15 protein-coding genes are annotated in these 12,606 nt (G+C 74.9%); 9 read left to right on the plus strand and 6 right to left on the minus strand.

Translation table 11 applies throughout. The annotated features are described in order from the left end of the window. The first annotated feature begins 109 nt into the window (after positions 1 to 109). Both ACFWXO_RS42775 and ACFWXO_RS42780 read left to right on the plus strand, forming a co-directional pair. Positions 110 to 1,024, plus strand: coding sequence for an alkaline phosphatase family protein (locus ACFWXO_RS42775; protein ID WP_375886664.1), 915 nt, complete (start codon positions 110 to 112; stop codon positions 1,022 to 1,024). Positions 1,025 to 1,134: 110 nt separating this feature from the next. Next, complete coding sequence (locus ACFWXO_RS42780; protein ID WP_380531983.1) at positions 1,135 to 1,752, plus strand: hypothetical protein; 618 nt, start codon at positions 1,135 to 1,137, stop codon at positions 1,750 to 1,752. Here the strand turns inward: ACFWXO_RS42780 and ACFWXO_RS42785 are convergent. Next, entirely contained in the window at positions 1,740 to 2,768 is a 1,029-nt protein-coding gene (locus ACFWXO_RS42785; protein WP_380531985.1) for a TolB family protein, read from the minus strand. The two genes, ACFWXO_RS42780 and ACFWXO_RS42785, sit on opposite strands and share 13 nt — an antisense overlap. Before the next feature lie 155 nt (positions 2,769 to 2,923). Next, positions 2,924 to 3,394: a DUF1348 family protein gene (locus ACFWXO_RS42790; protein ID WP_375886673.1), complete on the minus strand. Its 471-nt coding sequence runs from the start codon at positions 3,392 to 3,394 to the stop codon at positions 2,924 to 2,926. Positions 3,395 to 3,496: 102 nt separating this feature from the next. Here ACFWXO_RS42790 and ACFWXO_RS42795 point away from each other — a divergent pair, with 102 nt between their 5' ends. After that, positions 3,497 to 4,066 (plus strand): TetR/AcrR family transcriptional regulator, encoded by a 570-nt coding sequence (locus tag ACFWXO_RS42795; protein WP_380531988.1) that lies wholly within the window; start codon positions 3,497 to 3,499, stop codon positions 4,064 to 4,066. 92 nt (positions 4,067 to 4,158) lie between these two features. Here ACFWXO_RS42795 and ACFWXO_RS42800 read toward each other — a convergent pair whose 3' ends face one another. Further along, a complete protein-coding gene (locus ACFWXO_RS42800) occupies positions 4,159 to 5,082 on the minus strand; it encodes a chitosanase (protein WP_380531991.1) in 924 nt (307 codons plus the stop codon). A 216-nt stretch (positions 5,083 to 5,298) separates the two neighbouring features. On the opposite strand from ACFWXO_RS42800, the gene ACFWXO_RS42805 reads away from it, so the two are divergent. Both ACFWXO_RS42805 and ACFWXO_RS42810 read left to right on the plus strand, forming a co-directional pair. Beyond that, the gene (locus tag ACFWXO_RS42805) at positions 5,299 to 5,442 is read left to right on the plus strand and encodes a hypothetical protein (protein ID WP_375886680.1); all 144 of its coding nucleotides are present in this window, start codon (positions 5,299 to 5,301) and stop codon (positions 5,440 to 5,442) included. Next, the gene (locus ACFWXO_RS42810) at positions 5,432 to 5,632 is read left to right on the plus strand and encodes a hypothetical protein (protein ID WP_380531995.1); all 201 of its coding nucleotides are present in this window, start codon (positions 5,432 to 5,434) and stop codon (positions 5,630 to 5,632) included. The genes ACFWXO_RS42805 and ACFWXO_RS42810 overlap by 11 nt, the downstream gene beginning before the upstream one ends. A 7-nt stretch (positions 5,633 to 5,639) precedes the next feature. On the opposite strand, the gene ACFWXO_RS42815 is transcribed toward ACFWXO_RS42810, so the two are convergent. After that, entirely contained in the window at positions 5,640 to 6,950 is a 1,311-nt protein-coding gene (locus tag ACFWXO_RS42815) for a DUF5685 family protein (protein ID WP_380531998.1), read from the minus strand. A 212-nt stretch (positions 6,951 to 7,162) separates the two neighbouring features. Between ACFWXO_RS42815 and ACFWXO_RS42820 the strand changes: the two genes are divergently transcribed. Genes ACFWXO_RS42820 through ACFWXO_RS42830 form a run of 3 tightly spaced genes read left to right on the plus strand, consistent with a single transcriptional unit; the run spans position 7,163 to position 9,922 of the window. Then, positions 7,163 to 7,726 carry a helix-turn-helix domain-containing protein gene (locus tag ACFWXO_RS42820; protein ID WP_375886686.1) on the plus strand — a complete coding sequence of 188 codons (564 nt, stop codon included), beginning with the start codon at positions 7,163 to 7,165 and terminating at the stop codon, positions 7,724 to 7,726. After that, complete coding sequence (locus ACFWXO_RS42825; protein ID WP_375886689.1) at positions 7,723 to 9,207, plus strand: MFS transporter; 1,485 nt, start codon at positions 7,723 to 7,725, stop codon at positions 9,205 to 9,207. The genes ACFWXO_RS42820 and ACFWXO_RS42825 overlap by 4 nt, the downstream gene beginning before the upstream one ends. Before the next feature lie 28 nt (positions 9,208 to 9,235). Continuing rightward, positions 9,236 to 9,922, plus strand: coding sequence for an alpha/beta fold hydrolase (locus ACFWXO_RS42830; RefSeq protein WP_375886691.1), 687 nt, complete (start codon positions 9,236 to 9,238; stop codon positions 9,920 to 9,922). Between the two features lie 24 nt (positions 9,923 to 9,946). Here the strand turns inward: ACFWXO_RS42830 and ACFWXO_RS42835 are convergent, their stop codons facing one another. Further along, entirely contained in the window at positions 9,947 to 10,567 is a 621-nt protein-coding gene (locus tag ACFWXO_RS42835) for a hypothetical protein (RefSeq protein WP_380532002.1), read from the minus strand. 36 nt (positions 10,568 to 10,603) lie between these two features. Further along, entirely contained in the window at positions 10,604 to 12,016 is a 1,413-nt protein-coding gene (locus ACFWXO_RS42840) for a DUF2252 domain-containing protein (RefSeq protein ID WP_380532005.1), read from the minus strand. 161 nt (positions 12,017 to 12,177) lie between these two features. On the opposite strand from ACFWXO_RS42840, the gene ACFWXO_RS42845 reads away from it, so the two are divergent. Then, positions 12,178 to 12,606, plus strand: a 429-nt coding sequence (locus tag ACFWXO_RS42845) for a DUF2809 domain-containing protein (RefSeq protein ID WP_380532008.1), incomplete at its 3' end; no start/stop codon positions are given.

Genomic DNA, 12,606 nt, shown 5'->3' on the forward strand with positions numbered 1-12,606 from the left:
TGTGCACGGTGGGACACGCCCGGGGCGGGGTGGGTCGCAACTCCGGGTAGCTCAGCCACCTCCCGTCCGGGCGGCCCCGTCGGGGCCGCCCTCCACCCGAGGAAACGTCATGACCTCGTCCGCGAAGCCCCTGAACGACGCCCCCCGTCCGCGCTCCCGCTCCCGCCGCACCGCGACCGCGATCGGCTCGGCCGTCGCACTGGTCGCCGCCTCGGCCGGGCTGTGGGCCGCCACCGCCAGCACCGCGCAGGCCGCCGGGCTGCCCACGCCCGACCACATCGTGGTCGTGGTGATGGAGAACCACGCCTACAGCCAGGTCATCGGCAGCAGCAGCGCCCCCTACCTCAACAACACCCTCAAGGCGGGCGGCGCCAACCTCACCCAGTCCTTCGCCATCACCCACCCCAGCGAGCCGAACTACTACGCGCTGTTCTCCGGCTCCACCCAGGGCCGGGTCGACGACAGCTGCGTGACGGTCGGCGGCTTCCAGGCCCCGAACCTGGCCTCCGAGGTGCTCGCCGCCGGGAAGACCTGGGCGAGCTACAACGAGACCCTGCCCAGCCAGGGCAGCACGGTGTGCAGCAGCGGCAAGTACGCGCAGAAGCACAACCCCTGGTTCGGCTTCGGCAACGTCCCGCTCAGCAGCGCCAAGACCTTCGCCCAGTTCCCGACCGACTACACGACGCTGCCCAACGTGTCGTTCGTGATCCCGAACCTGTGCAGCGACATGCACGACTGCTCGGTCGGCACCGGCGACACCTGGATCAAGAACAACCTCGGCGCGTACGCCGCCTGGGCGCAGAGCCACAACAGCCTGCTCGTCGTCACCTTCGACGAGGACAACAGCCTGTCCGGCAACCGGATCCCGACCCTGGTCTACGGCGCCCACGTGACGCCGGGCAGCAGCAGCTCCACCACCTACAACCACTACAACGTGCTGCGCACCTTGGAGGACCTCTCCGGGGCGAGCGGCCACGCGGGCAACGCGGCCGGGGTGACGGACGTCACCGGCATCTGGAACTGACCCCGCGCGCCCGAGGCGCACCCCGGACCGGCGACCGCCCCGCGGTCGCCGGTTCCGCCGCTCCCGCCGCCGGTGGCGGGGCCGGGCGTCCGGCTGGTATCGATAGGGGCGTGCGATTCGAACAGGTGCCGATGCCGGACCAGGTGGGGGAGCGACCCCGGGACGCCCGCGGGTACCCGGTGCCGGCGATCACGCCGTGGCAGGACGGGCAGCCCCAGTTCGCGCTGACCGACCACGGGCGCAGCGCCGACTGCGCGCTGGAGCGCCGCTGTTCGGTGTGCGGCGCCGTCATGCCGCGCGGTCCGGTCTGGCGGGTGGTCGGTCCGGCGGAGAGCGCCGCGATGGCGGCGGCGCTCGGGGCCGGGCGCCCGTACCGCAACCTGGCGCCGACCATGGAGGGCCCGGGGCACCGCGCCTGCATGCTGTACGCGTCGATGGTGTGCCCGTACCTGGCCCGGCCCAACGCCCGTCGGCGGGTGAGTGCCGAGGGCGCGGGGGAGGGGCTGACCGCCGCCGCCGTGCGCGGTGCGGCGCGCGGCGGGACGGGGGCGGTGGTCGGGTTCGGCGACTACGAGTACGCGGTCACCGAGGAGCGGGTGCTGTTCCGCTTCCTCGACCTGGTCGAGTTCCTGCCGCACGAGTCGGCCGACGAGCACCTCGCGGAGCTGCGCGCCGAGTTGGCGCGCCCGGCCGGGGAGACCGGGACGACCGGGGCTCAGGGCCGGTAGACCGGCAGGCCCTTGAGGGTGGAGACCTGGGCCGGGGCCGCCGAGCCGTCGGCCGGTACGGTGCTGATGCCGTCCGGGGTGCGGGCCGCGACGGTCCTGCCGTCGGGGGACCAGGCGGGCTCGGTGTAGTCCGTGGTGGCCGAGGGGGTGAGGTCCTTCTCGGCCGTCCGGTCGTGTTCGGTGGAGCGGGTGAACAGGTGGTCGTGGCCGTTCACCGAGCGGACGAAGACGATGCTGCCGGCGTCCGGGGACAGCGCGGGCTGGGAGCCCTTGCCGATGTCCCGGGTGGCCGGGCGGATGTAGTCGTCGTAGATGTACACCTCGCCGGCCGGGGTGTTGGCGTACGCGATGTCGGCCTGCTGCCCGCCCGCGTTGGCCCAGGTGTTGCCGGTCTGCGGCGGCTGCGGGGCGCCGGCCGCGTCGCCGCCCTCGGAGTTGTGCGGGGCGAGCTCCTCGACGGCGCCGCCCTTGGCGGGCACCTTCTCCAGCCGCAGCACGCCGCCCTTGTCGGCGGTGAACACGATGTTGTTGTAGCGGTCGGTCTCGTCGGGCACCGCGCCGCCGCTCGGCCCCTTGCCGGCGTGCTGCCAGGTCGGGTGGGACCAGGTCTCGCCGCCGGGGGCCTTGGCGAGGGTCGTCCTTCCGCTGCCGTCCGGGGCGGCGGTCAGCAGGTTGCCGTCGCCGTCGACGAAGACGACCTTCTTGCCGTCGGGGGACCACGCGAGGTCGCGCACCACCGTGCCGAAGTCGACGGTGGTGCCGTTCATCGCGACCGTCCGGGTGCCCGTGCTGATGGTCAGGTGGTTGGCCGCGGAGGTGCCGTTGACCTCCTTGCCGCCCGGTGCCGGGCTGCCGGAGTGCGATCCGCCGCCCGGCGCCGCCGTGACCGGGGCGCCGGTGGCGGCGGTCGAGCCGGAGTCGCCGTTCTCGGGGCCGCAGGCGGAGAGCAGGACCGCGCCCGCGGTCGTCATCAGGGCGATGGCGGCGGCGGTGCCGAATCTGTTGCGCACGGACATCTCTTGGTCCCCCTCGGTGGTGCCTGTCGCTTCCGACAAGGAGGTTCCCAGTCCGAGGTCCGCGGCCGGTGCGGGCTCCGTCACAGCCTTGGAACAGTGCGGACGAAGCCGTCCGACGCCACGTCAACCGCCGCTGCCCACCCGGTCGGGAGCGCTCAGAGGCCCAGCTCGGTGAGGCCCGGGTGGTCGTCCGGCCGGGGGCCGGCCGGCCAGTGCAGGAGCCGCTCCCCGGGGGCGATCGGCAGGTCGTTGATGCAGGCGAGCCGGCGGGCCATCAGGCCGTTCGCGTCGAACTCCCAGTTCTCGTTGCCGTACGAGCGGTACCACTGCCCGGCGTCGTCGTGCCACTCGTAGGCGAAGCGGACGGCGATCCGGTCGCCGTCGTGCGCCCACAGCTCCTTGACCAGGCGGTAGTCGAGTTCGCGCTGCCACTTGCGGGTGAGGAAGGCGGCGATCTGCTCGCGGCCGGTGAGGAACTCGGCCCGGTTCCGCCAGCGGCTGTCGGGTGTGTAGGCGAGGGCCACGCGCTGCGGGTCGCGGGTGTTCCAGGCGTCCTCGGCGGCGCGGACCTTGCGGTGGGCGGACTCCTCGGTGAAGGGGGGAACGGGAGGGCGCTGTTCGGTCACGGGATTCTCCTCGGGAACGGGCATTCCGCCGGTGAGAACGATCGTTCTCAGGTCAGTCGCTACCCTAGGAGAATCATCGTTCTCGCGCAAAGGTCACGGCAGATGGAACAGGTGGACCCGCGGACCCGGATCCTCGACGCGGCCGAGGAGCTGTTCTACGGGCGGGGCGTCCAGGCGGTCGGGATGGATGCCGTCCGGGCCGCCTCCGGGCTGACCATGCGCCGCGTCTACCAGCTCTACCCGTCCAAGGACGAGCTGGTCGAGGCCTACCTGCGGCGGCGCGACGCGCGGTGGCGGGCGAGCCTGGCCGTCCACGTCTCCCGGGCCGGCGGCACGCCCCGGGACCAGGTGCTCGCGGTCTTCGACTGGCTCGGCCGGTGGTTCGCCGAGCCCGGGTTCCGCGGCTGCGCCTTCGTGAACTCCTTCGGCGAGCTGGGCGCCACCAGCCCCGCCGTCGCGGCCGCCGCCCGGCACCACAAGGCGGAGTTCGCCGGCTACCTGGCCGGCCTGGTCGACGCCGTCGGCGCCCCGCCCGCCACCGCGGCCCAGCTCGCCCTGCTGGCCGAGGGCGCGATCACCGTGGCCGCCGTGCACGGGGACCCGGAGGCCGCCGCAGAGGCCCGGGCGGCCGCCGCCCTCCTGCTGGACGCCGCGGTACGCGCACGGAACTGAACGCGGTGGCCGCCCTGGGGCCGGGGTCCGGGCCCACACTCCCGGACCCCGGACCCCGGAGCCCGGACCCCGGGTCGGTGGGTGGGGGCGGCTCAGCCGATGGTGTAGCCGGAGCCGTAGGCGGTGATGGTGAACGGGCCGTCCAGGTCGTAGTTGCCGGTGGCGGCGATCCGCCGCAGGCACTCGACCCGGTCGACGGACTTGCGCCATTCCTCGGCGGTCGAGGAGTTGGCCGGGTTGTTCAGGTCGTCGATCCGGACGTCGAAGAAGGCGTCCAGCCAGGCGCGCTCGCCGGCGGCCGAGGGCGCACCGGCCTTGGCCGTGGTCCGGCCGATCAGCGCGGGCAGGGCGTCGTACTCACCGCCGTTGCCGTGCTGGATGGAGGCGTCGTAGAGCTCGGCGCGGGCCAGCGCGGTGGTGAGGCCGAGCCGGTCGGCCTGGTCCATGGCCGGGGTGAAGTAGCGCTGGTCGACCTGGTCGTCCTGGACCTGCCGGAAGGCCGGGTCCTGGGCGGCCTGCTGCCAGGCGGCGATGTAGTCGGCCTCGGGCAGGCCGCCGGTGTCGCCGCTGCCGGCGGCGGCCAGGCGCTCCAGTTCGGGAATGAAGCGGGCGAGCGGGTTGTCGGGGGCGACGGCGGTGTAGGCGCGGACCACCTTGAGGGCGTCGCCGTCGTTGGTGGTGAACCCGGCCCGGCCCGCGGTGACGCCGCGGCCGTCGTTGATGTTCTCCGCGTAGCCGTACTGGATGGTGGTGGTGCTGTTCTCGAAGACGCTGACCAGCTGGTCGGCGCGGCGGCGCTGGTCGGGGGTGAGCCCGCCGGCGGTCACCCGGGGGGTGGTGCCCGCCTGCCGGGCGGCGGCCGCCGGGGTGGCGGGCTGCTCCGGTGCGGCCTGGGCCGGGTCCACGGCCCAGGCGCCGCAGGCGGCGGTGGACAGGAGGAAGGCGGCGAGTGTCGTCCCGGTGGTCACGGTCCGGGTGGTGTTCCTGGTGCTCCTGCGGGAGGTGCTGCGGTCCATGGGGAAGTCGTCCTCTCGGTGGGGGAAGAGGTCGTGCTCGTTGCTCGGATCCGGCGATTCGTTGTTAGGAAACCTTCCTAACGATTGGCATTGAACCACCAGCCGGTGCCCACGCCAAGCCGTCGGGCGGGGTGGAATGCGGTGCGGGTACGCCCCTTGCGCCCCACGCGTCCCTCGTTTATCGCCCGTTGATCGCCGCCGCCTAGCGTCGGGGGCATGGACGACAGGACGGCCGAGCGGCCGAGGGTGGCGCCCGAGGGGCGGATGACCGAGCAGGACGCCGAGCGGTTCCGGCAGTTGCTGGCCGGGTTGGAGAACTCGCTGGCGGCGGACCGGGAGGTGGCGGGGCGTGAGGCCTGAGGCCGCCGAGCCGCGCGGCCCGGTGGCGGTGCTGCCGCTCTGGCGGCGCGCGGAGGAGTGCCGGGACGCGAACCGGCCCGGGGTGCTGCGGGGGCACCCCGGGCCGGTGGCGTCGGATCAGCCGGAATCGGAACCGGCACTGGAGGCGGAGGCGAAGGCGGAGGAGGTGCCGGTGCCGGAGGCGAACTGAGCGACCGTCAGCAGTCGCACCCGCAGTCGCAGCCGTCGCAGCCGCAGGAATCGCAGCAGTCGCACCCGCACTTGCCGCACTCGCAGCAGCTGGGGTCGCAGCAGTCGCAGGCGTCGCAGCAGTCGTGCCGCTCACAGAAGCCCTTGCGGCGCTCCCGGCTGAACGGGTCGTCGTGCTCGCAGCAGAGCAACTGGCAGGAGCAGGCCATCAGGGCCCACACCGCGCACCCGGCGAGCAGGTTGCGCGGGTGCGGCGGCTTCCCGCCGATCGGCGGGCCGAAGCCCGGGCCCTGGGGCACCCACGGGGGAACGGGCGCCTGCCCGGGCGGGGTCTGACGCGGCGGCGCGTCCTGCGGGTGTTCGGCGCCGGTGCGCTCGGCGGTGGCGTGCTCAGCGGTGGCGTGCTCGGAACCGGCGTGTCCGGCGCCGGCCGGCCCGCGTCGGCAGTTCGCCGCGTGCCCGGCCCGGCCGAAGACCCGGTCCACCGCGGTCTCCGTCTCGTGGGCGAGCAGGACGTGCACCAGCGCCCGGTCGGTGAGCTCGACCTCCCGCAGCGCGAGCCGGATGCCGTGCACGGCGTCCCGGCAGAGCCGTTCGGCCTCGGCGCGGTCGGTGCCGGTGGCGGTCAGCGGGTTCCAGGCGCCCGAGGCGGTGTCGGCCGCCTGGTCCTCGGCGGCGTCCAGCAGGTGGGCGAGCCGCCCGAACAGCCGCCCGGCCTCGGCGAGCGGGGCGGCGTTGCCGGGCCGCCCGGCGATCACGGCGGTGTGCGCGAAGGCGGCCGAGGTGGCGGTCTCGGTGGGTTCGGTGACCAGCAGCACGGAGCCGCCGGGCCGCAGCGAGCGCTCCAACTCGCCCTGCCGGGAGGCGGCGTCGAGCAGCACGGCGGTGTCGAAGCCGATCGTGGAGGCGCTGCCCGCGCTCTGCCGGTCCCAGCGCCTGGTCACCGCGCGGGCCCCGGCGGCGACCGGGCGGCGGGCGAACACGCCGTCCCGGTCCTCGACGTGGTCGCGGAGCTTCACCGAGGCGAGCGTGAGCGAGACGGCGGCCGCCAGCCGGGCGCCCTCGCCCTTGGCGACGGAGGCCGTGCGCATGCCGCGCAGCGGGCAGGGCCCGGCGGTGCGGCGCCAGTTGGTGTCAGTCGGGGCGGCCTGGGCCTCGACCAGGACGGAGATGATCAGGCCGTCGTAGTTGGTGGCGGTCCGGGCGAGCTGCCCGTGGTCGTCCCGCAGGGCGAGGCAGAGCCCGCACAGGTGCGCCATCCAGGAGGTGCGGAGGCCTTCGGACAGCCGGTGGCTGCACGGTCTGATGATGCCGAACACGATCGTTGCTCCCCCTCGCCGGTGGGCCGCGGAAGGGCCCCTCGGGCCGCTGACCGGCCCCTTTGTCGGCGGACATCATATGATCACCGGCTCGACATCGGCCGACGGGCGACCGAACCGAGGCCGCCCCGAGACCGAGCCGCCGTCAGACCTCCACAGTTCCCGGAGAACTCCCGGGAAGCTGATCCCGTATCCGGGATAGCATCACGGATATGGGAATCGACACCGCCGCCGACGAACGGCTGGCACAACGGCTCGCCGAGTTGCGGGTCGAACGCGGCTGGACGCTGGAGGAGTTGGCGCAACTGGCCGACGTCAGCCGGTCCACCCTCTCCCGGGTGGAGCGGGCCGAGGTCAGCCCGACCGCCGCCCTGCTCGGGCGACTGTGCACCGTGTACGGGCGGACCATGTCCCGGCTGCTCGCCGAGGTGGAGTCCGGCCCCGCCCGGCTGGTCCGGGCCGGGGAACAGCAGCTCTGGCGCGACGAGGCCACCGGCTTCGTCCGCCGCTCGGTCTCCCCGCCGCACGGCTCGCTGCACGCCGAGATCATCGAGGGCCGGCTCCCGGCCGGCGCCGACATCGCCTACGACCGCCCCTGCCTGCCCGGACTGGAACACCACCTCTGGCTGTTCGAGGGGCGGTTGGAGCTCACCCTGGACGGCGAGGCCGAACTGCTCGGCCCCGGCGACTGCCTGCGCTACGGCTCCGGCAGCATGCGCTTCCGCAGCCTCGGCCCCGGCGAGGCCCGCTACGCCCTGGTGGTGGTCGAGTCATGAGCACCACCACCGGCCCGATACCGGAGCGGGCGGGCAAGCTGCGCTTCGACGCCGCGGGGCGCCGCGTCCTGCTGGTCTGCGTCGCGGGCGGCTTCACCACCCTGATCGACCAGTCCGTCCTGAACACCTCCATCCCCGCCCTGCGCGAGGCCCTGCACGCCCAGCCCGCCCACCTGCAGTGGATCGTCGCCGGGTTCTCGCTCGCCTTCGGCCTCGCGCTGATCCCCGGCGGACGCCTCGGGGACGTCAAGGGCCGCAAGTGGTTCTTCGTCACCGGCCTGGCCCTGTTCACCGCGGTCAGCCTGGTCTCCGCGACCGCCACCGCCCCGGAGGTGCTGATCGCCGCCCGACTGCTCCAGGGCGTCGGCGCCGGACTGGTCAACTCCCAGATGATCGGCACCCTCCAGGACGTCTTCGACGGCCAACTGCGCGCCCGTGCCCTCGGGATGTACGCCGTCACCGGCAGCCTGGCCTTCGCCCTCGGCCCGCCGGTCGGCGGCCTGGTCCTGGCGGCGGCCGGCCCCGAACTCGGCTGGCGGCTGACCTTCCTGCTCAACGTCCCGTTCGGCCTGGCGACCCTGCTGCTGGCCGTCCGGCACCTGCCCGCGCCCCGCCCGGCGACCCGGCACGCCGACCTCGACCTGCTCGGCCTGCTGCTGGTCGGCGCGCTCACCCTCGTCCTGATGCTGCCCTTCGTCCAACCGCCCGGCTGGGCCGGCTGGCTGGCCTTCGGGGCCGGCGCCCTGGCCCTGCTCGGCGCACTGGTCGGCTGGCAGCGCCGCTACGCCCGGACCGGCGGGAACCCGCTGATCCACCCCGCCCTCAGCCGCTCCGCCCCGTACGCGCTCGGCACGGCCACCGCGATGGCCCAGTTCGGCTCCTCGCTGGCCGCCTCGCTGGTGCTCACGATGTTCCTCCAGGACGGCCTGGGGCTGTCCCCGATGGGCGCCGCCCTGGTCTCGCTGCCCTCCGCGCTGGCCATGGCGACCGCCTCCGCGCTCGCCTGGCGGGTGGTGCAGCGGCTCGGCCGGCGCACCGTCACCCTCGGGATGACCGGCTCCGCGCTCGCCATGCTGCTCAGCGGCGCCGTCGCGCACTGGGCCCCGGCCGCCGTGCTGCCCTGGCTGCTGGCCCTGCTCCAACTGCTCAGCGGCGCCTCGGTCGGCCTGATGGGCTCCACCAACCAGGCCTACGTGCTGCGCCACGCGCCCGCCGAGGCGGCCGGGGTCAGCGGGGCGATCCTGCAGATGGCGCAGCGGATCGCGGCGGCCGTCGCGGTCTCCGCACTGTCCGGGGTCTACCTGCGCGAGACGGCCGGGGGCGGCGGCCACCGCTCCGCCTACCTGGCGGCGAGCCTGGTCTGCGCGGCGGTGGCCGGACTCGCCGTACTGGCCTCCGTGTTCGCCGGCCGGGCGACCGGGCCGGAACGCACCCCCGAGGACGCCACTGCGGTGCGCCGAGGGCGAACGGCCGTCCGGTAGCAGCCGGTCGGCGCATACGGTGGGGTCCATGACGACAGTACGAACGGTGGAACTGCCCGGCGTCACGCTCGCCTACCGGGAGAGCGGACGCCCCGACGGCCCGCCGCTGGTGCTGCTGCACGCCCTCGGCGAGCGCGCCGCCGACTGGGACACGGTGCTCCCCGACCTCGCCCCCGACCACCACGTGTACGCGCTCGACCTGCGCGGCCACGGCGACAGCGGCCGCACCGACCGCTACGGCCTGGCCGAGCTGCGCGAGGACGTGCTCGCCTTCCTCGACGCGCTCGGCCTGGACCGGGTCGACCTGGTCGGCCACTCGATGGGCGGCGTGGTCGCCTACCTGCTCGCCCAGGCCGCGCCCGAGCGGATCGGCCGGCTCGTCCTGGAGGACATCGCCGCCCTGTACCCGCGCCCGTCGAGCGTGCCGCCCGAGGGCGCGGACGAACCGGCGCACTTCGACTGGGCGATGGTCCGGGCGATCAAGGCACAGATCGACACCCCCGACCCGGCCTGGCGGGAGGGACTGGCCCGGATCACCGCCCGCACCCTGGTCGTCGCCGGCGGGCCCACCAGCCACATCCCGCAGGAGCGGGTCGCCGAACTCGCCCGGCTCGTCCCGGACTGCCGCCTGGTCACCATCGAGGCCGGGCACCTGGTGCACCGTACCCGGCCCGCCGAGTACGTCGCCGCCGTGGCGCCGTTCCTGGCGCGCTGAGCGACCCCTCCCGTCGGGTCAGCCTCAGCCGAAGACGATCGCGGCCCCGCTGTCCAGGCTGGCGCGGCAGGCCCGGTACAGCTGGTGCCAGGTGAAGACCTCCGGCTCGAAGGGGTCGTCCGCAGGCAGATCGGTCAACCGGGCGGACTCCGCCGGGTCGAGCGAGCCGTCGGCCGCCAGTCGGACGCCGATGGCGGCGGCGAACCCCTGGAGTTCGGCCAGCAGGGCGGCGCTGGAGCCCACCATGGCGCCCCCGGGCACACCGGACTCCTCGGGCAGGAACAGCGGGTCCTCGTCCTCGAACTCCGCCGGTACGTAGTAGCCCTCGCAGTCGGAGTGGCAGAGCAGGTGCGAGTCCAACACGACCGTCTCGTCGTCGACCTGCTCCAGCTCCTCCTCGTACTGCTCCCGGCTCACCCCGCGCGCCCCGGTGACCGGCTCGCCCAGCCGGTGGAGCACGTACACCCGGCGCAGCCCGGACAGGTAGCTGTACGGGAAGCCCGCCGAGAAGACCGCGCCGCCACCCCCCGGCACGGCCGGCTCCCGCCAGGCCACCCCCGCAGCCTCCAGCGCCCGGTGCAGCACCTCGGCGTCGTCCCGCATCTCCGGGGAACCGAGCGTCCCCACACTGATCGACAGTCCCATGGCCGGCAATCTAGTACCGCCCTACGACAACGGAGGTCAGACCCCCTGCTCGGCCGGCAGCCGCCCGCTGCGCACCGCCGCCAGCAGCTCGGCGTGGTCGGCCTCGGTGCGGTCCGCGTAGGCGACGGCGAAGGCGGCGACCGCCTCGTCCAGTGCCTCGTTCTTGCCGCAGTACCCGGCGAGCAGGCCCGGGTCGGCGGTGTGGGCGTGCGCCCGGGCGAGCAGCGCGCCGGTGATCCGGGCGTAGTCGTCCAGCTGGCCCGGCAGCAGCGCGGCCGGGTCGACGCTGCCCTTGCGGTTGCGGAACTGCCGCACCTGGTAGGGGAGTCCGTCCACGGTCGTCCACCCGAGCAGGGTGTCGCTGACCACCTGCATGTGCTTCTGGCCGCGCACCACGCGCCGCCCCTCGTGCTCCTGCGGCCGCGGCCCCCGGCCGCCGTCCAGGTACGGCAGCAGGACGGACGGCCGGGCCTCCTTCACCTGGAGCACCAGCGGCTGGTCCCGGTGGTCGGTGAGCAGCACGACGTACGAGCGGGTGCCGACGCTGCCGGTGCCGACCACCCGGAAGGCCACGTCCTGCACCCGGTACCGGGACAGCAGGGTGCGCACCTCGGCGGGCACCGTCGCCACGTACGGGCCCAGCGCCCCGGCCACCGCCCGGGCGGTCGCGTCGGTGACCTCGGTGAGCACCGGCGGGGCGGCCGTGAAGCGCCAACCGCCGTCCGCGGTCCGGGTGGTGCTGCGGGCGGCGAACCGGGCGCTGGTGTTGCCGAGGGCCTTCGTGCCGACCTTGCGCAGCACCTCGGCGAGGTCGTGCGCCTCGGTGAAGGACACCAACTGCTTGTCCGCCACGGCGTTCCAGGCGTCCAGGGCGGGCAGCTTGGCGAGGGTGCGCATGGTGCGCCGGTAGGAGCCGGCCGCGTGCGCGGCGGCGGCCCGGGCGGTGCTCTCGCTCGCCCCGGTCTCCCGCCCGGCCAGCACCAGGCTGGTGGCCAGCCGCTTGAGGTCCCACTCCCAGGGGCCGGGCACGGTCTCGTCGAAGTCGTTGATGTCCATCACGAGTTGGCCGCGCGCGTCGCCGTACAGGCCGAAGTTCGCCGCGTGGGCGTCCCCGCACAGCTGCGCGGTGACGCCGGTCACCGGCGTGCCCGCCAGGTCGGCGGCCATCAGCCCGGCCGACCCGCGCAGGAAGGCGAACGGGGTGGCGGCCATCCGGCCCACCCGGATCGGCACCAGCCCGGGGATCCGGCCCGCGTTGGAGGCCTCGATCGCCGCCACGGCGGTGGGCCGGTCGGGCGCGGCCGCGAACTCCGCGTGCCGCTCCCGGGGGACGCGTTCCCGCAGGGCCTTGCCCTGCTCGCGGGCCCGCTGCGCCCGGCCGTCCGGGCCGGTCGCGAATCCGGGGACGCCGAACTGCCGCCGTGCCGTGCTGCTTCCGTTGTCCGCCACTGTCCCCGCCCCGCCCGCCTTGCTCGAACTCCCGCCCGTGACCTGCACGGATGGCTTGCCAGGGGGAGTGACGTCCGGGGCGGCGCGGTGGTTCCCGGGGCCGGTGGGCCCGGTGGGGCCCGCCGGGCCCCACGGTAGGGCCGGGCCCTACCGTGGGGCGGATGACAGAGCTTCGGAACGGCCTGACGGTACGACTGCCCGCCGTCGCGGCCGCGCTGGTGACGGTGGCGGCGGGCCTGGGCGTGCGCGCCGTGCTGACCGGGGAGGTGGCCAAGTACGCGGGCGACGCGCTCTACACCGTGCTGGTGTACGCCCTGGTGGTGCTGGTCGTGCCCCGGGTGCGCCCGGTGCGGGCCGCCCTGGTGGCGGCCGCGGTGAGCTGGGCGGTGGAGCTGTTCCAGGCCACCGGCCTGCCGGACGCCTGGGGGCGGCACAGCGGGCTGGTGCACCTGGTGCTCGGGTCGACCTTCAACCCGCCGGACCTGTGCTGGTACCTGGTCGGCGCGGCGGGCGCCGCCCGGCGGGGCCCGGGGGGGGCGGCCCCCCGGGGGCCGGGGGGCGCGCCCCCGGCCCGGCCGTGGTCGGTCTCC

It is taken from the genome of Kitasatospora sp. NPDC059088, from assembly GCF_042738155.1.
GTDB lineage: Bacteria > Actinomycetota > Actinomycetes > Streptomycetales > Streptomycetaceae > Kitasatospora.

Bases quoted from the DNA above. Each gene is read 5' to 3' on its own strand.
- ACFWXO_RS42835 (WP_380532002.1), bottom strand. From the start codon at position 10,567: ATGGGACTGTCGATCAGTGTGGGGACGCTCGGTTCCCCGGAGATGCGG.
- ACFWXO_RS42785 (WP_380531985.1), bottom strand. From the start codon at position 2,768: ATGTCCGTGCGCAACAGATTCGGCACCGCCGCCGCCATCGCCCTGATG.
- ACFWXO_RS42820 (WP_375886686.1), top strand. From the start codon at position 7,163: ATGGGAATCGACACCGCCGCCGACGAACGGCTGGCACAACGGCTCGCC.
- ACFWXO_RS42775 (WP_375886664.1), top strand. From the start codon at position 110: ATGACCTCGTCCGCGAAGCCCCTGAACGACGCCCCCCGTCCGCGCTCC.
- ACFWXO_RS42805 (WP_375886680.1), top strand. From the start codon at position 5,299: ATGGACGACAGGACGGCCGAGCGGCCGAGGGTGGCGCCCGAGGGGCGG.
- ACFWXO_RS42795 (WP_380531988.1), top strand. From the start codon at position 3,497: ATGGAACAGGTGGACCCGCGGACCCGGATCCTCGACGCGGCCGAGGAG.
- ACFWXO_RS42825 (WP_375886689.1), top strand. From the start codon at position 7,723: ATGAGCACCACCACCGGCCCGATACCGGAGCGGGCGGGCAAGCTGCGC.
- ACFWXO_RS42830 (WP_375886691.1), top strand. From the start codon at position 9,236: ATGACGACAGTACGAACGGTGGAACTGCCCGGCGTCACGCTCGCCTAC.
- ACFWXO_RS42800 (WP_380531991.1), bottom strand. From the start codon at position 5,082: ATGGACCGCAGCACCTCCCGCAGGAGCACCAGGAACACCACCCGGACC.